Genomic DNA, 19005 nt, shown 5'->3' on the forward strand with positions numbered 1-19005 from the left:
GACTTGGGTTTGCCTTTTTCGTGGCAAAGAGGGTGCCGTTCCCCGTCGGGTACCTGCTTTGTTGAACGCAAAGACGGGGTGAAACCTAAAGTGTGCGATTCGGGTGGATGCAATAGCCCAAGTATCGGCGCAGGACGCGCCGAGGGTTGGTGCGAAAGGTGTTGGAAAAAGCGCACCGGGGTCGCGCACGAGACGGGTACCTGGAAGGTACGTCGTGCATGTTTACGGCACGTTGCACCCCAACGCTTGGCGCAGGACGCGCCGATACTTGGGCAAGTGCGTCGCCAAGAATCGCTCACTTGAGGTTTAAGTTCCCACGTGGGACGCCGCGGCTTTTTTGTGGTGCTGCCGAACTGTTTTGCCACGAAAAGGTCCCGAGTGGCGCGAGGCGTGTGGATCCATCGCCTTGGCGGGGCGGCCGGCGTGAATGCTTGGTGGTGTTTATTCATTCAGGTTTGTTTCTTTCCAAATTGGATTTGACCTTGACCAGGGCTCCCTATAAGATGAACCTCTAACACCCCCTCTTATTTTCTTTCCGACCCGACCCCCATACACTTTTCAATTACGCAGTTTTATCGCGTTATTTGGTATATCCATCGTGCGAATGGTCGTGGTCCAGCCTGGGAGCAAGGTTATGTTTATGCGATGCGATTTGCGACGCACGATGCTGTTTTGTAGTTTGGTTATGGGTTTTCCCGTATATTCACAAATTTCCGACCGTTTTACCATGGTGGTCGATAGCGATCAAAACGCCGCCACCGGGTGTTCCTACACCTTGGCTGATGGACAGACTGTTAACGGGGTGGAACAACTCATTCACTTGGACGTCGTGCGTAACGGGTCCGCTTTGGAAGTGCGCAATATTCGCCGCCAGGTGTGCGGTGGCGCCGGCTTTGGTGCCGAGATTTTGCTTAGCCCGGGTGGATGGCCGGTTGGCAGTGATAACGGAAACGGCGGCGCCGATGTCATTGAGGGGCGCATCCCGCTCGAGCTGTTCCGCGGTAGTGACGGCTTGCGTTTGGTGCTGGAATCGGTGGCCGGCGACGGCGACTACGACGTGGTTAGCGCGGTGGCGCCGGGTGGCGCGCAAATTACCTACCTTTTTCCTGCACCGATTCCCACGCTGGGTGCCTGGATGATTCTGGTTTACATCGTATTGATGTTGGTTGCCGCGATGGTGTTGCGGCGTCGTGGGCGTATTGGGCCGGGTGCCAACCTGTGCCTGTTCATGATTGCTTTGTTCTTGATGGGTTTTGCCCAAAACATTTTTACGGACGGACAAGTGGGTGATTGGGCGCCTGAGGCCTTAGTGGCCCAGGATGCCGCGGGCGATACGCCGGGCGGGAACCCGCGTGCGGATATTGTGTCCTTTTATGCCTGCGATGCGGGCGGTTCCTTTTTCTTCCGCTTCGACGTGATCGATCTGGAGATTTTTGGGCCGGAAACCACCGCTGATGCGGTGACCACCGATGAAGAAACCCCGGTAAATGTGGCTGTGCTTGCCAATGACAACGATGGGAACGGCGGCGCGCCGGGTGCCAACCTCACCTTGGTGGGTGTGGAAGACGCACCCCAAAATGGGACCGCGACGGCGGAAGCGAACATGACCATCACCTACACACCCGCCGCCGATTTTGTGGGTGAAGATACCTTTACCTATCGCGTGCGTAATGGTCAGAACGATGAATCAGTGGGAACGGTTACCGTCACCGTGAACAACACCCCGGATCCGCCCACGCCGGCCGATGATACCGCGACCACCGACGAGGACAACGCGGTTACCATCGATGTGTTGGCCAATGATACCGATCCCGACCCCAACGACAGCTTATCGATTGTGGCCGTGGCGACGCCCGCCAACGGCAGCACCCAGATCACCGGCGATCAGCGCATTACCTACACGCCGGATGCCGATTACAACGGCGACGACACCTTTACTTACACCGTGGAGGACGGTGACGGCAGCCAGGTTAATGCCTCGGTAACCGTGACGGTGACCCCGCAAAACGATCCGCCTCAGGCTGTCGACGATGCAATTACCGTGACGGATGCGGCGGTTGGCGAAACCCTGGATGTTTTGGCCAACGACAGCATTGCACCCGATACGGGCGAAACGCTGAACATTACTGAAGTCGGCACGCCCTCACAAGGTGGAACGGTGGTGATCGCGGCCGGTGGCGCCAACCTGGCCTACACGCCGCCCAACAGCTTCCTGGGAACCGAAACCTTCACCTACACCATCAGTGACGGCAACGGCGAGAGCGATCAAGCGACCGTGACCATCACGGTGGTACCGGACAACAATCCGCCTGTTGTTAACGACGATACGGTGGCCCTTGCCGAGGACAGCACGGATAACGCCATTGATGTGTTGGCCAATGACACCACCGCGCCGGATGTTGGCGAAACCTTGACCATTGAAAGCGTCGGCACGCCGAACCAAGGTGGCGCGGTTTCCATCAATGCCGGCACCAGCCTGGTTTATACGCCGCTGACGAATTTCGCCGGCACCGAGACCTTTACCTATACCGCGAACGACGGCAACGGCTTAACCGCCACCGCCACCGTGACCGTGAATGTTGCCAACAGTGCCGATCCACCCGTTGCCCTCGATGACACGGCGACCCTGGACGAGGATGCGGACGTACTGGTGGATGTTTTGGCCAACGACAGCGATCCCGATCCCGGCGATACCTTGACGATTACCTTGGTCGGCACGCCTGCCAACGGGGCGGCCGTTTTGGAGAGTGGGCAAATTCGCTACACGCCCAACGCCGATTACAACGGTGGCGATAGTTTTACCTACACCATTGAGGACGCCGATAACCAAAGCGTCAGTGCCACCGTGACGGTCACCGTCAACCCGCTAAACGATCCCCCCAGTGCGGTGGACGACAGCTTCCAGGTTACCGATGCGGCCGTGGCCGAACCCTTGACCCCGCTGACCAACGACAGCTTTGCCCCGGATAGCGGAGAAACCCTAACCATCACCGCCGTGAGCGCGGCCTCCCAGGGCGGTACCGTCACCATTATTGACGGCGGCACGCGTGTGGCCTACACGCCGCCGGCCGCCTTTTTGGGCGATGAGACCTTTACTTATGACATTGCCGACGGCAACGGTGGTACCGACCAAGCCACCGTCACCGTGACCGTGGTGCCCGACAACAATCCGCCGGTTGTGAATGACGACGCCTTTACCGTGGCCGAGGATTCCAGCAACAACAGCCTCGATGTTTTGGCCAACGACACCACCGCCCCGGATGTTGGCGAAACCCTGGCGATTGAATCGGTGGGTGTGACGGACAATGGCGGGACCGTGGTGATTAACGGCGGGACCTCGCTCACCTATACGCCCGCGGCCGATTTCTTCGGGGCCGAAACCTTCACCTACACCGCCAACGACGGTAACGGGTCCCGTGCCACCGCCACGGTGACCGTGACCGTGACTGGTTCGAACGACGACCCCACCGCGGTAAATGATACGGCGACCGTTGCCGAGGACAGCACCAACACGGCGATTTCGGTGCTGGCCAATGACCTCATCGCGCCGGACACCGGTGAAACCCTGTCGATTACCGCGGTTGGTGTACCCGACAACGGTGGTGCGGCCGTGATTTCCGGGACCGACATCAACTACACCCCGCTCGCCGACTTCTTTGGCACGGAAACCTTCACCTACACCATCGGCGACGGCAACGGCGGCACCGCGACCGGCACCGTGACCGTCACCGTAACCCCTTTGAACGACGACCCTACCGCCGCGGACGATGCTTTTAACGCCACCGAGGACGACACGGTCGCCACCTTGCCGGTGTTAACCAACGACAGCTTCGCGCCGGACACCGGTGAAACCCTGACCGTGACCGCCGTGGGCGTAGCCGACAACGGCGGCACCGCCGTGGTGACCGCCGGCGGCACTGGTGTGGACTACACGCCGGCGGCCGATTTCTTCGGTACGGAAACCTTTACCTACACCATCGGCGACGGCAACGGCGGAAGCGCGACCGCAACCGTGACCGTGACCATTGCCGCGGGTAACGACGATCCCACCGCCAACGACGATAGCTTTAACGCAACCGAGGACGATCCTGTCGCCACCTTGGCCGTATTAACCAACGATTCCTTTGCACCGGATACCGGAGAAACCTTAACCGTGACCGCGGTCGGCGCAACCAACAACGGTGGCACGGCCGTGCCCGCGGCGGGTGGTAACGGGGTGGATTACACGCCGGCGGCCGATTTCTTCGGTACGGAAACCTTCACCTACACGATTGGCGACGGCAACGGCGGCAGCGCGACCGCGACCGTGACCGTGACCGTTGCCGCGGCCAACGACGACCCCACCGCGGTCGACGATGCCGCTACCGTGGCTGAAGACAGCAGCAACAACGCGGTCAGTGTTTTGACCAACGACAGCTTCGCCCCGGATACGGGTGAAACCTTGACCATCACCGCGGTTGGTGCACCCAATCAGGGCGGTGCGGCCGTGATCGCCGGCGGCGGTACAAGCATCACCTACACGCCGGTAGCCGATTTCGCCGGTACAGAAACCTTCACTTACACCATTGGCGACGGCAACGGTGGGACCGCAACCGCGACCGTCACCATGACCGTCACCAATAGCAACGACGACCCCACCGCGGTCGATGATGCCGCCACGGTCGCCGAGGACAGCACCAATAATGCGGTGACCGTCCTGACCAATGATTCCTTTGCGCCGGATACAGGCGAAACCTTGACCATTACCGCGGTCGGCGTACCCGACCAAGGTGGCGCGGCCGTGATCGCCGGCGGCGGTACCAGCATTACCTACACGCCGGTGGCCGACTTCTTTGGTACGGAAACCTTCACCTACACCATTGACGACGGCAACGGCGGCAACGATACCGCGACCGTGACCATGACGGTGACCGGTTCCAACGATCCCCCCACCGCCACCGATGATACGGGCACGGTCCTGGAAGACAGCACCAACACCGTGGTCAGTGTTTTGACCAACGATAGCTTTGCACCGGACGTTGGTGAAACCCTGACCATTTCCGCGGTGGGTGTGCCCAACCAAGGCGGCGCGGCCGTGATTTCCGGCGGCGGCACCACGGTGACCTACACCCCGCTTGCCAACTTCTTCGGAACAGAAACCTTCACCTACACCATCGGCGACGGCAACGGCGGCGGCGATACCGCAACCGTGACCATGACCGTTACCGGCACCAACGATCCTCCTACCGCCAATGACGATACCTTCGCCGCCGATGAAGACGATCCCACCGCCACCCTTTCGGTTTTGGCCAACGACAGTTTTGCACCCGATGTGGGCGAAACCTTAACCGTTTCCGCCGTGGGCGCCACCGACAACGGCGGTACAGCCACCATTACGGCAGGTGGGGTTGGGGTGGATTACACGCCCGCGCCGGGTTTTTCCGGTACCGAGACCTTTACCTATACCGTCAGCGACGGCAACGGCGGCAACGACAACGCCACCGTTACCGTCAACGTCGCCGCCGGCAACAGCCCGCCCGTGGCCGACGATGAAACCTACAACGTGATTGGCAATACCCTGCTGCATGTCAATTCGGCCGGCTTGATCGGTAACCCCGCCGCCGGGGCGGCTGTGTACGATTCCGCCATTGACCACCTGCTGGTGGGCGACACCGATCCCGACCTGGATACCTTAACCGTCACCGCGGGAACCTTTGCCACCACCAACGGCGGCAGTATTACGCTCGCCACCGACGGTTCCTTCAGTTATCGGCCCCCCGCCGGTTTCACTACCGATAGTTATACCTACACCGTCAATGACGGCAACGGTGCATCCGATACCGGTACCATCACCTTTAATATGAGCGAGATGATTTGGTACTTCGACGATTCCTTCGGCGGGGTGTCCGATGGGACTTCCTCCGCGCCGTTTAACAGTTTGCAGGATCTCACCGCCGCGCCTTTCGCGGACAACCACATTGTGTTCATTCACGAGGGGACCAGCACCACGCCGGGCAACGAATGGGACGGTGCCTGGACCTTGCGCAACGGCATGCGTCTGATCGGCGAGTCACGTGCCTTGGAAGTAAGTCACCCCGACGCCGTGGGTGATTTGACCCTCTTGGCCGCCGGCACGCACCCGGTTTTGACCAACGCCGCCGGCGACATTCTCACCATCACCGATGCCGCCGGGGTTGTGGTTGAAGGGCTCGACTTGCGCAACGCCGGCGACAATGCCTTGGCGATTACCGCCGCCGCGGCCGCCACCGGCGTCACCGTGCGCAACAACCTGTTCAGCGGTCACACCAACGAAGGCGTGCTGATTCGCAACAACCACACCGGCGACCTGACCGCCACCTTCGACAGCAACACCTTAAGTTCGGCCGGGAACGCCTTCGACGCCGCCTTGACCAGCACCGGCAACATCATTTTGCAAATGGACAACCATGCTGATGTGACCGCCACCGCGGGCAGCGCGATTGTGCTCAACGGATCCGGCGGGGCCGGTTCGCTGTTTGTCACCTCGTTCAGCGGGAACTCGATTTCCGGGGATACCGCTGGTGCCGGCCTCAACGCCAATACCGTTGTGTTCGACACCGATACCGCTCTACCGCTTGCCCAAGTCAACCTCGGCACCTTTGCTGTCGGGTCCGGCGCCAACGAGGTCGGCGGTACCGCGGTGAGCCTGACGGCTGTTGACGGCTCGCTGGCTTTTGACAACCTCAACCTCTATGGTACCGCGGGCGGTTTGGTGAGCAGCACCACCAGCACCTTCGACACCAATGCCGGCGGTTTGCGGTTGCAGACCACCGCCGCGGTGTTCCAAGCGACCACCGGCCCGGCCTTGACGCTGACCGCCTCGACCGCGCAGCTCGGCGTTACCACCATCAACTCCGTGAACAGTACGTCTACCGGCATTTCGCTGACCGGCGTCGAAGGAACCTTGACCACGACCGGTGACGCGACCGTGAGTGGCAGTACCTCGCATGGCTTCCAAATCAGCAACGCCTCCGTGGCCGTGACGCTGAACCGATTGGACATTGACAATGTCGGTGGTTCCGGTCTGTTCTTCGACGGCTGGAGCGGCATTGTAACCATTAACAGCAACGGCGCCGGCAGTGACATCTCCAACACCACCGGCACCGCGGTGGATCTCAACAACGGCTCGGCCAACCTGACCTACGCCGGTTCGGTTGCCAACACCTCCGGTCTGGTCGTGGAACAAACCGCGCAGCAGTCGGGCACCGTCTCGCTGACCGGCACCGTCACCAGTAATGGCGGTGGGCAAGGTGTCTCGGCGGCGAACAACGTCGGCGGCGAATTGGCATTTAGCGGTTCTGTCACGCTCAATACCGCGGCCAACGTCGCGCTGAGCCTCAGCAACAATACCGGCACCACGCGTTTTACCGGCAACCTCGACATCGACACCACCACCGCTTTGGGTGTCAGCGGCTCGAGCGGCGGTACCCTGCACATTCACACCGGGGTCAACACCCTCGACACCACCAACGGCCAGTCCTTGAGTTTGACCAACACCACCATCGGTGGCAACGGCACGACCGAGGGTTTGGTGTGGCTCAGCATTAACAGCAACGGCGGCACCACCGGGATTTCCTGTAACAATACCGGCACCGGCCGTTTCGTGGTTACCGGGACCGGGAGCACCGACGGCAGCGGCGGCACCATCCAAAACAAAACCGCGCGCGGCGCCGAGTTCATCAACGCGAGCAACATCAGCTTGTCCAACATTGATTTTGCCAATACCGCCACCACCGACGGGGCGGCCGCGAATTGCACGAGTACCGATACCGGCAATACCGGCTGTAACGCCGCCGTCCACCTGGAAACCGTGACCACCGCCGTGTTGGACAACATCAGCACGAATGGTGGGCAAACCGGGGTTAACGGCAACGCCGTCGCCAACTTCACGCTGAGCAACAGCACCGTGCAAAACCACGGCAACGGGGTCAATGAACACGGCGTTCGTTTGATCAACGTCACCGGTACCTCCGCGTTGACCAACTCGAACATTTCCAGCAACAACCGCTTTAACGTGTTCATTATCAACAACGGTACCTCGGTCCTGAACAGCCTTGCCGTGACCGGTTGCACCATCAACAGTGCGACCAACGAGTCCGGTTTCAAATACGAGGGCAACGGCAGCGCCCAAGGGACCCTGACCTTCTCCGGCAACACCATGAGCAACAACAGCTCGAGCGCAATCCTCTTCGACAGCACCGACAGCGCCGTTTCCGGGATCACCCTCGGGACCACCACCGCAACCGGCAATGCCACTTTCCTGCAAATTTCGGCCGACGATGCCGCCCAGGTGACCTACGATGTGAACGGAAACACCGGGGTATCCAGTACCAACCAGGCATTTGTGGTTGGTTCACCCAATACCGCGACAACCGCGACCCTAACCGGTCAGATTCGCAACAACTCGTTTATCATCACCGCGCCGACCACCGACGGGATGCGGGTGCTTGCCGAGGGGGGATTGACCCACGTCACCGCGATTACCAACAATTCCTTAACCTACACTGGACTGTTTTCCGCGCTGCTTGTCCGGGTTTCGGACGGTTCCGGTTCACTTTCCGCGACCATCACCGGGAACAACATTCAAACGACCAACAACTTCGGTTTGGAAACTATTGACATCACTTCCGGTGCCGCCGCGACCGATGCCGGCACCATGTGCGTTGAGGTTTCCGGCAACACCACGTCCCATTCGGGCGGGTTTGCCGATATCTACCTGCGCCAGCGCTTTTCAACCGTCTTTCAAATCGAGGGATTGGGCGCGAGCGGGGTGACCAACGGGGCCACGGTCGAAGCCTACCTCGCTGGGCAAAACCCCGCCTCCAACCTGGTTGAAGTGCGAACCTCCGGCTCGGGAACCGTGGTTGATTACGACGATCCCGGCGCGGGCGGGTGTGCCTCTCCCTAAACGCCTTGAGGGGTTTGGTCCGCCCCCAAGGCCTTTGAAGCATGAAGTCTTTCTCATCACCGCCCCGTGTTTCACGACACGGGTCCCATCAACACCAACCCGAACCCTTCTCGCCACGGGCGTTTCCGGCGAGAGGCAGTCAACCATGGGAGGAATGGATGTCCGAGCCCTTTTTAGCGGAAGTCCGTATTGTCGGCTTCAACTTCGCACCGCGAGGTTGGGCTTTCTGCGACGGTCAAATACTACCAATCAACCAAAACCAATCGCTCTATTCGTTGTTGGGGACGACCTATGGCGGCGACGGCCGCACCAGTTTTGCCCTGCCCGACATGCGCGGCCGGGCACCGATGCACGTCGGCAACGGTCACCGCGAGGGCCAAAAATCCGGCGAGGAGACCCACACCCTGGCTGCCAATGAAATGCCCAACCACCAGCACAGCTTAACCGCTGTCTCGACCGACGCGACCGCCGTTCTGCCCACCAGTTCTTTGTTGCTGGCGAGTGTACCCACCCGGCTTTATTCCGAATACAGTGCCGCCGAGGCCGTGACGCTCCATACGGGGACCATCGCCAATGTCGGCGGCGGACAGGCGCACGAAAACATGCAGCCTTACATCGCGGTTAACTTTTGCATTGCCCTGCAGGGTCTGTTTCCTTCACGCAATTAGGAGCTTTTATTATGTCGGAACCCTTTGTTGGTGAAATTCGAATGTTTGCGGGCAATTTTGCCCCGCGTGGTTGGGCCTTTTGCGACGGGCAGTTGCTGGCCGTTTCCCAAAATGACGCCTTGTTTAGTTTGTTAGGAACCATTTACGGAGGCGACGGTCGCACCACCTTCGGCCTCCCGGATATGCGGGGACGCATCCCGATTCACGCCGGCTCCGGTCCCGGTTTGAGCCCGCGCCGGTTGGGTGCCAAGGGTGGTGCTGAAAACGTCACCCTGACCGTTAACCAGTTACCCAGCCACGGGCACCCCTTGCGCGCGGTAACCACCGTAGCCGACCGTTCTAATCCTCAAGGTGCCGTGCTTGCCGCATCCCTTGCCGCCGATTCCTACAACACGGAATTGCCGACAGAAGGCCTTTCCAGCGCCGCGGTGTCGAAACTAGGGGGCAGCCGATCGCACACCAACCTTATGCCGTATTTGTGCATCAACTTCATCATTGCTTTGTTCGGCATCTACCCCTCGCGACAGTAAAGGAGCGCTCTTATGTCTGAACCGTTTATTGCAGAAATTCGCATTTTCGCCGGCAATTTTGCGCCGCGCAGTTGGGCCTTTTGTGACGGGCAACTCCTGCCGGTTTCCCAAAACACCGCCTTGTTTTCTTTAATCGGAACCACCTACGGTGGCGATGGTCGCTCCACCACCGCGTTGCCCGACCTACAAGGGCGGGTGCCCATGCACCCCGGCCGCGGGCCGGGTCTTACCTCGCGACGCTTGGGCCAGCGCGGGGGGGTCGAAATGGTGAGCCTCACCGAGGCGCAAATGCCGAATCATACCCACCCCATGAGTGGTACGCGGGATCGTGGTGATTTTACGACCCCGGCGAGTGGCCGCTCCCTGGCGCGTGCTCAAATTTACGGCAATGCGTCTAACACCCATGTAACCATGGCCTCCCAGTCGTTGCCGTCCGCGGGTGGCAGTCAACCCCACAACAACCTACAACCCTTCATCGCCATGAACTTCATCATCGCGTTACAAGGGTTGTATCCCTCGCGAAGTTAGTTTTTGATGCGCCGCCGCCGCGCCCGCGGCGGTGGCGATGGTTTTCGGCGTCACGTTCATTTTGCAAGAAGGGAGCACCATGACCGACCAACCTCGCATTCAACTACGACCTTGGCAGGAACATGACCTGCCGCTCTTAAAAGAAGTGTTCATTTCGACCCGTTGGGATGAGTTTATTGGGGCGGGTATGCCGGAAGAGCAGCTCCGCCCACTGATGGATCAGCAATTTCACGCCCAGCACACCCATTACCACAAGGCTTGGCCGGAAGCCGATTACGACATTATTCTGATCGACGGCGAACCGGCGGGGCGTTTGTACGTGGATCGGGATCGCAAGGTGGAACTACGCATCATCGATATCGCCCTGTTGCCCGCGTTCCGCGGCCGCGGCATCGGCTCGCGGATGCTTCGCGAGCTGATCGCAGAAGCCCACGGCCAGGGGAAAGCCGTGCGCATCCATGTGGAGCACAACAATCCCGCGCTGCGACTTTACGAACGCTTGGGTTTCAAGCACATCGACGACAGCGGCGTGTATTACCTGATGGAACATCCCGCGCCGGAACCCGCGACCGAGGGTGCGAGTTAGCCCGCCTTTCTCGTGAGGGCTTGCGTTGCGACCTTGAAACCCCTGGTATATCAACGGCGGCTTGGTGAAAAACACGGGCTGAGCCGCGCTTGTTCGCGGGGGTAAACCCAATGTCGCTCAAGTGATAGAACGCCATTCCACGGCACCTTTTGGTGTTGACCTTGCCGGGGCCTGCCAATTATCATCAAATCGTCCCCCGCATTTACGGACCTGAACAACGCACCAAGGAGCTGCATTAAGGCAACCGGCCCTGAACGTTTTTTTCGCACGCGCTTTTCTTGTTCAAGCGGAACGGCATAAGACCCGATTAGATCATCATGCGGTTATCCTCTTTAATTGGCGAGCCGTGGGTTCTTTTCCTTTTGCCCGTGTTTCACCCGGAATCGGTCCGTGTGGCGCTTACAGAACTTCAGACCTTTTGACCTTTTGCCGCGAACGGCGCTCGTTCAAGTTGGACATTACCCTATCCCGGAGGCCTTTGTTGAGAGTTCTGCTTATCTTATTACTTCAAGTCTGTTCGGTGATTGCGGTTGCTCAAAGTGCATACTTTGACGAAAAAGTTGATGCGGCGGTTGCCGACCTGATCGTCACGGTTGACGAAACGGGTATGATGCAAATTAAGGACGCGAATGTTAAAAGTCTCCAAGGACAAGACGTCATCTTTAATACATTCCTCGGGGTTATCGACGATTCCGGTGTCGAGCATTACGTGGGCAAGTTGATCACCAAAGATCCTGAACAGGTCAAATTTATGGTCAACGAGTTTTCCAAGGAAATGATCGACGAGAAAATCGCCGAACTCGTTAAGAAAGGTAGTTTGAAATCAGGCGGTACCGCGCCAAGTGGTACCCAGGTTGAATTCATTGTGCGCACCTCGATCGACCTCTACAAAAAGGTCGCTCGTTCCTATGCCAACATCCAGCCAAGTGGTTCAAACCTGGCTTTTGGCAAGGCGGAATCGTCTATTTCCTACACGCACGCCGCCAAGGAAAGCACCCAGACCAAGGCGAAAGACTGCAAAAACTGCCCGTCGATTCAATCCGATAACTACTTCTTTGCCGAACAACCCCAAACCTCCCTTAATGCCGCTGCAAAAATCGTATATCGCATTCCCAAAACCAATAAAACCATCATCTACGGCGTTGCCTTGTGCCTTGGCGAAGGTTGCGAACAGTAACATCTTTTGGTTTTATCAAAAACGAAACGCCCCGCGAGAACATGGTTCACCGCGGGGCGTTGTGGTTTTCGAGCCGGTTGTGGCGCCTTACGCGCCGTATTGTTTCTTGACCGCCGGGATCAATAGGTTTTCAAACGCTTTTACGAAGGCGTAATCCGGTTGCCAGCCCCAATCGCGACGGGCCGCTGAATCGTCCAGATCACGCGGCCAACTGTCGATGATTTGTTGCCGGAAAGGCACCACCTCGTAGCTGAGGTCGGCCCCGCTGAAATCGCGCAACACGCGTTCGCGGATTTCGGCCGCCGAGGCAGAGAAACCATTGACGTTGTAAACGCTGCGTGACAGGTCGCCGATTTGTGCGCGCGACAGGTCGAGCAGTGCTTTAACCGCGTCTTGCATGACCATAAACGGCAGGCGCGCTTCCGGTTTCACGAAGCAGGCATAGGGTTTTCCCTGAGCCGCCGCGTGCAGCATCTCGGGACCGAAATCACTGGTTCCGCCGCTGGGCACCGATTCAGCGCTGATGATGCCGGGAAACCGCAGGCAGCGGAAATCCAGATTCACCATGCGCTGTTCTTCCATGGATTTATCGCGCACGCTGAAATACTCGCCGAGTTGTTCGATGTAGTGCTTGTTAATACCGTACATCGTGGTCGGCCGCACATTTTCATGTTCCAGCAGTGCGCGGTCCGGGTTGGGATCGCCCAGCAGGCCGTAAACGGCGATGGAGCTTGTGAACATAAAAACCACCGGCTTGTGACGGCGGTTGGCGTCTTCCTGCGCCATTTTGAGAATGTTGATCGAACCGTTGACGTTCACGTCGTGGGCCAGGTATGGGTTCTTTTCACCGCTGCTCGAGAGCAGACCGGCCAAGTGAAAGACCTTGTCAAAACAGTGGTTTTGATGAATTTCGGCAATCAATTGGCTGTCGAGAATGTTGCCGACATAGAAGCGTGAACACAGACGGCTTAGTTCCGCCGTTGGTTCGCGTAAATCACAGCCGACCACTTGGTAACGCCCTTCTTCGGCGAGAAAGCGGATCAAGCTGTGGCCAATTTCACCGTTGGCCCCGGTAATCAATACTTCTGCCATGGTTCCCCCTGTTCCAAACAGAAAACAGCTTTATCTTAACCGAAAGCGCAGGCCGGGGCGGCTTCTTTTCGGCGCCCCTTACGGCGTGATGTTCGCGCCTTTGCTTCCCGCGGAATAGGGGTGTTTCGCGGGAGCGGATAAGGTAAAATGGACAACTCACTTTTTTCTTAAACCAGACCAATCGCGTAAAAAAAAGGGGTTCCCGATGGAAGAGCTAACCATCCCCACCGAATTGTCTGAAAAGTTGCGTGCGGCCAAGAAAGTGGTCGCCCTAACCGGGGCCGGCGTTTCAGCAGAAAGTGGCCTGGCCACCTTCCGTGACGCCCAAACCGGTTTGTGGGCCAAATACCGACCGGAGGAACTCGCGACGCCCCAAGCTTTTATCGCCAACCCCGAACTGGTTTGGAATTGGTACGCTTGGCGGCGGGAGCTGGCGGGAAAAGCCGAGCCCAATCCCGGGCACCATGCCTTGGTTGCCATGGCCGCCAAGGTTCCCGAATTGTTATTGGTCACCCAGAACATCGACGGCCTGCACCAAACGGCCGGCAGCGAAAAGGTGATTGAATTGCACGGCAACATCCACCGTACCAAACGTTTTGACGACAACCAAATCGTCACCGAATGGGCGGAGACCGGCGAGGTGCCGCCGCGATGTCCCGCCACCAACAGTTTGTTGCGACCCGATGTGGTTTGGTTTGGCGAAAACCTACCACCGGGCGCTTTGGCGCAAGCCGCGATTGCCGCCGCGGAATGCGACGTCTTTTTCTCCATCGGCACTTCCTCCGTGGTATTTCCCGCCGCTTCGTTGATTGGGGAAACCCTGCGCAACGGTGGCTTAACCGTGGAAATTAATCCCGGCGAAACCCCTCATTCCTCTGCTGTTTCCTTTGTCCTGCGCGGCCCCTCCGGTTCGGTTCTGCCGGCTTTGGTCAAGCAGACCTGGCCTGATTGATCGTGCGTCCGCCCGGTGTCTCGGCGGCATAAATTCCCCGCTTCGCGTGTTCTGTTTGTACCAACCCCGCTACCGGAGGCCCGCCATGACCCGTCGTACGCTGTTTCAAGCCGCCGACTTTGACCCCGATCAACTCGATGATTGGTTGTTTGTCGATTGCCGCTTTTCCATTAACAATTCCGAACAGGGCTATCGTGATTATCTCGAGGCCCATATTCCCGGGGCGCGCTATGCCCATCTCGACTTGGACCTGTCGGGCGCCTTTGAAGCGGGTATTACCGGTCGCCATCCCTTGCCCAAACTCAAAGAGCTCAATGCGAGTCTGTGCAAGCTGGGGATTCATCGCGAGTCGAAAGTCGTGGCTTACGACGATATGGGTGGGGCCATTGCGGCACGGCTTTGGTGGTTGCTGTATTACCTCGGCCACGAGGACACCTACGTGCTGGACGGCGGTTGGTCCCACTGGCTGGCGGCAGGGATGCCGACGGCGCGGGGTGAGGAACCGAGCGAGGAACCGGGTAATTTTGCCGGTTTGGCGCAACCCGAGTTGGTGGCCGACGCACTCGATGTGTTGGCGGTTCTGGAGGATCCCAAACGTACCTTAATTGATGCCCGTGCCGCCAAGCGTTATCTCGGTGAAGAAGAACACATTGATCCCATTGCCGGTCACATTCCCGGCGCGGTGAACATGCCGTTCACCGAAAACCTCGGCGAGGACCGGACCTTTTTGTCGCCGCAAGCCTTGCGCGAACGGTACGCTACCCAATTGGCCGGTTTTGATACCCAGGACTGTATTGTTTATTGCGGTTCAGGAGTGACCGCCGCACACCACGTCCTGGCGATGGTGACCGCGGGTCTTTGCCCCGCCAAGTTGTACGTGGGTTCTTGGAGTGATTGGATTACCGATCCATCGCGTCCGGTTGTGCCGCCGCGGCATTAGCATCGCCGGGCTTTTCCTGCTATGGTAAGGGGCTCCGCGCCAAGGACCCACGCCATAAGTTGGGTTTCCCAGAACGCCCTTGATGGAGGCTAAATCATGAAACTTTGCCCGGAATGTTTGTCCCCCTTGGACCACGTCCAGCACAAGGTGTTTGAGTGTTGGCGTTGTCCCGAGGATCACGGCACCCTTTATCCCAAGGGTGAGCTTGAAAAGGTCGTTGCCGCCGTCGCCGGTTTGGGTGAGGTGGATATGAACATCTGGAGCGACCACGACCGTTATTCCGTCATCCAGTCGCCGCTGATTAATCCCGAGACCCACACGCCTTTGCTCGAGGTTCGCGACAAGCAGTTTATGAACATCATCATTTACGGTGATCCGGTGACCCAAGACCTTTGGGTTCACAGCGGCGAGGAAGAAAAATTGTTGGAGCACATCGAACGGGCCCAAGAGGCGGACTCGGTGGGGACCTACCTCAAAATCGCCGCCGGTGAAGCGGCCAAAATTTTCGACGACGACGAGAACTCTATTGAAGCCGCCGGCCATTTGGTAACCGCTTTGAAACTGTTGGGAGACCGTTTGTTGCGCGCCTTTCCTACCTTCAGCATCTGAACCGACGGGCGCCCTGAACCCGCGGGGTTCAAGTCAGCGCGCGTTTGATCCGATGTTTTGGAAGGTCCATTGTCGGTAGGTTCGTTTTGAGGCTTCTTTGACTGCCAATCTCGCGCTGTTGAACGCACACATCGCCGTCTTTTTTATGGGGATCGCCGGGGTTCTTGCGGTCGCCTCCGGCTTTGACGCTTGGCTGGCGGCCGGCTACCGCGTCAGTTTCGGCGCGGTGATCCTCGGTCTTTATTGGCTCGTTTTTGCCAAAGATCGCCGTTTGCCGCCGTGGCCGATCGCACTGGGCGCCTTTGCCATGGGCGCCGTGCTCGGGGTGCATTGGTTTGCCTTTTTTCACGGCATGAAGCTATTGGGGGTGATGCTGGGCAGCGCCTCCATCGGATTGGAACCGCTGATTGTCGCCCTGGCCGCGCGTCTTGTTTTGAAGGAACGCCTACAAACCAAAACCCTGTGGGCCATGGGCTTTAGCTTGATTGGGTTCGCGCTCTTGGCCATGGCCGGCAACTGGGAGCGCGAGCATCTTTGGCTGGGTTTTGCCTGGATGGTGTTTTCCTATCTTCTGTTTGCCGTCCTCGTTTTGTGCAACCGCGTTTGGGTTCAAAAGGAATCGCCGGTCCTGATTACCACCCTTGAGATGGCCGGCGCGATTCCTGTCACGCTTCTGTTTTGCAGCAGCCCTTGGTGGCCGCAAACCCCGGTTGCCTGGGCTTATGCACTCGGCCTGGGTTTGTTGTGTACCGGTCTTGCGTACGCCCTTTACAATGCAAGCATGCAGGTGTTGGCGGCACCGACCGTGGGTTTGCTGCTTTCCCTCGAAGTCGTTTACGGCATGATCGGTGGGTGGGTGATCGGTGATTCTCTCACCTCGGCCGAGTTGGCCGCGGCCGTTTCAATTAGCAGCATTTTGGTGATCGATATCGGCTTGTTTCTGCGGCGGCGTTACGTGCAACGGCTTGAAGCACGCAACACGCCGCCCAGATAAAAGGGGGGTGACCATGGAACACGCGCTAGACTCGCCCGCCTGGGCCGCCTTTCGCCAATTTGTTTTGTCGCTTGGGTTTTCGGATGTGGCCGCCGCGCCCGTCCAGCCCGTCAAACGGGCCCAGGCCGTGAAGGATTGGGTAGCCGCCGGCCACCATGCCGACATGCACTGGTACGCACGCGGTCTGGAAAAACGACTCGACCCACGTTTGGTGGTGCCCGAGGCGCGCTCGATCATCGTTTTGACCATGCCCTACCATCCCGAACCGGTTACCTTGGCCGGTAAGAAGCTGGCGCGTTACGCCTGTGGTGACGATTACCACGACGTTATTCTCAAAAAACTGAAGTTATGCACCGCTTGGCTGAGCGAGCGGGTTCCCGATTCGGCCACGCGCCATTATGTCGATACCGGGCCCGTCCTGGAACGGTATTGGGCCCAAGAAAGTGGCTTGGGTTGGATTGGCAAAAATGGGAATTTGATCAGCCGCCGCGAGGGGAGTTACCTGTTTTTGGCGTCGATGGTCACCACCTTGCGGGTTCCCTACGGCACACCCCATCTCGATTTCTGTGGTTCGTGCCGCGCCTGTATTGACGCCTGTCCCACCGACGCCATTGTTGCCGACGGCGTCGTTGACGCCCGCAAATGCATCAGCTACTTGACCATCGAACATCGCGGGCCTTTTGAGGATGCCCCTGATTTTTCCGATTGGCTGTTTGGCTGCGATATCTGCCAAGAGGTGTGTCCTTGGCCCAATAAATTCTCTCAGCCTACCGCGGAACCCGCCTTTTTGCCGCGCGAGGCCTACGGGGAACTGACCGAGGAGGGGCTTGCCGCCATGGAGCAGGCCGACTTTAGCGCGACCTTTCGCAAGTCGCCCATCAAGCGCACCAAAATCGCGGGCATTCAGCGAAATCTCGAGCATTTGCAATCGAAAAACGAATAATTATCTTTTGTTCCGCGCGCGCCGATAACCTGGTCATATTCCCAATGAGGATCGCGGGTGGGCGGCTTGTTTGGTCCATCCATGCTTGGGTTGGAAAGGGGAACCTATGGAGAAAGCGCGTTTTTTGGGCGCACTGGTCGGTCTGGCCTGTGGTGACGCCTTGGGAACCACCGTGGAGTTCAAGTCACCCGGCTCGTTTATTCCCGTGCGCGATATGGTGGGTGGCGGGGTGTTCCAACTCAAGGCCGGTGCATGGACCGACGACACCTCGATGGCCTTGTGTCTGGCCGAGAGTTTGATTCAGCGGCGAGCCTTGGATCCGGTTGACCAGCTTACCCGTTATCTGCGTTGGTACCGTGACGGCTACCTGAGCAGCACCGGCGTGTGTTTCGATATCGGCAACACCGTACGCGCCGCCTTGCATCGGTTCGAACGCACCGGAAATGCGTTCTCCGGCTCCACCAACGCCAATACCGCCGGCAATGGTTCGTTGATGCGGCTTGCCCCCGTGCCCATGTTTTTTTGCAACGCCCCGCGCGAAGCCTTGCCCGCCGCCGCGGATTCCAGTCGTACCACCCACGGCGCGCGCGAGGCGGTTGACGCCTGTCGTTACTTGTGTGGCCTGCTCATTGGCGCCTTACGTGGCGAGGATCGCGAGACCTTACTGGCGCCGATGTACGAACCTGAGCCAGGTATCTGGCACGAGGAACCTTTGGCGCCAAAAATCGAAGCCGTGGCGCGGGGCAGCTATAAACTCAAGGCACCGCCCGATATTCGTGGTGCCGGCTATGTGGTTGCTTCGCTGGAGGCCGCCTTGTGGGCTTTTTACCACGGTGATTCGTTTGAGAGCGGTTGCCTCGCCGCCGCGAACTTGGGTGAGGACGCCGATACCACCGCCGCCATTTACGGGCAGTTGGCGGGCGCGTTTTACGGGCACACCCAAATTCCCTCAAGCTGGCGGGCCAAGCTGGTAATGGGTGAGACCATTGAACAGTACGCCGAGGCGTTGTTCTCATTGGCGCAAAAACGAGCCGCGTGAGCGGTTTGTAATACGGCGTCC

The 19005-nt window shown here is 58.8% G+C and carries 13 protein-coding genes; 12 read left to right on the forward strand and 1 reads right to left on the reverse strand.

Annotated features, from left to right (window positions below; all coding sequences use genetic code 11):
• The first annotated feature begins 634 nt into the window (after nucleotides 1–634).
• From J3U88_RS00740 to J3U88_RS00765, 6 genes are all read left to right on the forward strand, one after another.
• On the forward strand, nucleotides 635–8926 hold the full coding sequence (locus J3U88_RS00740) for a beta strand repeat-containing protein (RefSeq protein ID WP_207856201.1): 8292 nt from the start codon (nucleotides 635–637) through the stop codon (nucleotides 8924–8926).
• A 158-nt stretch (nucleotides 8927–9084) separates the two neighbouring features.
• On the forward strand, nucleotides 9085–9594 hold the full coding sequence (locus J3U88_RS00745; RefSeq protein WP_207856202.1) for a phage tail protein: 510 nt from the start codon (nucleotides 9085–9087) through the stop codon (nucleotides 9592–9594).
• Nucleotides 9595–9605: 11 nt separating this feature from the next.
• Nucleotides 9606–10124, forward strand: a complete 519-nt coding sequence (locus J3U88_RS00750) for a phage tail protein (protein ID WP_207856203.1) — start codon at nucleotides 9606–9608, stop codon at nucleotides 10122–10124.
• Nucleotides 10125–10136: 12 nt separating this feature from the next.
• Nucleotides 10137–10652: a phage tail protein gene (locus J3U88_RS00755; protein ID WP_207856204.1), complete on the forward strand. Its 516-nt coding sequence runs from the start codon at nucleotides 10137–10139 to the stop codon at nucleotides 10650–10652.
• A gap of 79 nt (nucleotides 10653–10731) precedes the next feature.
• Nucleotides 10732–11238 carry a GNAT family N-acetyltransferase gene (locus J3U88_RS00760; RefSeq protein ID WP_207856205.1) on the forward strand — a complete coding sequence of 169 codons (507 nt, stop codon included), beginning with the start codon at nucleotides 10732–10734 and terminating at the stop codon, nucleotides 11236–11238.
• A 478-nt stretch (nucleotides 11239–11716) separates the two neighbouring features.
• Nucleotides 11717–12415, forward strand: a complete 699-nt coding sequence (locus tag J3U88_RS00765) for a hypothetical protein (protein ID WP_207856206.1) — start codon at nucleotides 11717–11719, stop codon at nucleotides 12413–12415.
• A gap of 87 nt (nucleotides 12416–12502) precedes the next feature.
• On the opposite strand, the gene J3U88_RS00770 is transcribed toward J3U88_RS00765, so the two are convergent.
• Nucleotides 12503–13507 (reverse strand): NAD-dependent epimerase/dehydratase family protein, encoded by a 1005-nt coding sequence (locus J3U88_RS00770; protein WP_207856207.1) that lies wholly within the window; start codon nucleotides 13505–13507, stop codon nucleotides 12503–12505.
• Nucleotides 13508–13712: 205 nt separating this feature from the next.
• Between J3U88_RS00770 and J3U88_RS00775 the strand changes: the two genes are divergently transcribed.
• The 6 genes from J3U88_RS00775 to J3U88_RS00800 all read left to right on the forward strand — a co-directional run bounded on the left by J3U88_RS00775 (nucleotide 13713) and on the right by J3U88_RS00800 (nucleotide 18984).
• Complete coding sequence (locus tag J3U88_RS00775; protein WP_207856208.1) at nucleotides 13713–14459, forward strand: SIR2 family NAD-dependent protein deacylase; 747 nt, start codon at nucleotides 13713–13715, stop codon at nucleotides 14457–14459.
• A gap of 85 nt (nucleotides 14460–14544) precedes the next feature.
• On the forward strand, nucleotides 14545–15399 hold the full coding sequence (locus tag J3U88_RS00780; protein WP_207856209.1) for a sulfurtransferase: 855 nt from the start codon (nucleotides 14545–14547) through the stop codon (nucleotides 15397–15399).
• Nucleotides 15400–15495: 96 nt separating this feature from the next.
• Nucleotides 15496–16008, forward strand: coding sequence for a TFIIB-type zinc ribbon-containing protein (locus tag J3U88_RS00785; protein WP_207856210.1), 513 nt, complete (start codon nucleotides 15496–15498; stop codon nucleotides 16006–16008).
• Between the two features lie 97 nt (nucleotides 16009–16105).
• Complete coding sequence (locus tag J3U88_RS00790; RefSeq protein ID WP_207856211.1) at nucleotides 16106–17002, forward strand: DMT family transporter; 897 nt, start codon at nucleotides 16106–16108, stop codon at nucleotides 17000–17002.
• A gap of 13 nt (nucleotides 17003–17015) precedes the next feature.
• Complete coding sequence (queG, locus tag J3U88_RS00795) at nucleotides 17016–17945, forward strand: tRNA epoxyqueuosine(34) reductase QueG (protein WP_207856212.1); 930 nt, start codon at nucleotides 17016–17018, stop codon at nucleotides 17943–17945.
• 106 nt (nucleotides 17946–18051) lie between these two features.
• The gene (locus J3U88_RS00800; protein ID WP_207856213.1) at nucleotides 18052–18984 is read left to right on the forward strand and encodes an ADP-ribosylglycohydrolase family protein; all 933 of its coding nucleotides are present in this window, start codon (nucleotides 18052–18054) and stop codon (nucleotides 18982–18984) included.
• The last annotated feature ends 21 nt before the right edge of the window (nucleotides 18985–19005 follow it).

The sequence above is a fragment of the Acanthopleuribacter pedis genome, from assembly GCF_017377855.1.
In the GTDB taxonomy this organism is placed as follows: Bacteria; Acidobacteriota; Holophagae; order Acanthopleuribacterales; family Acanthopleuribacteraceae; genus Acanthopleuribacter; species Acanthopleuribacter pedis.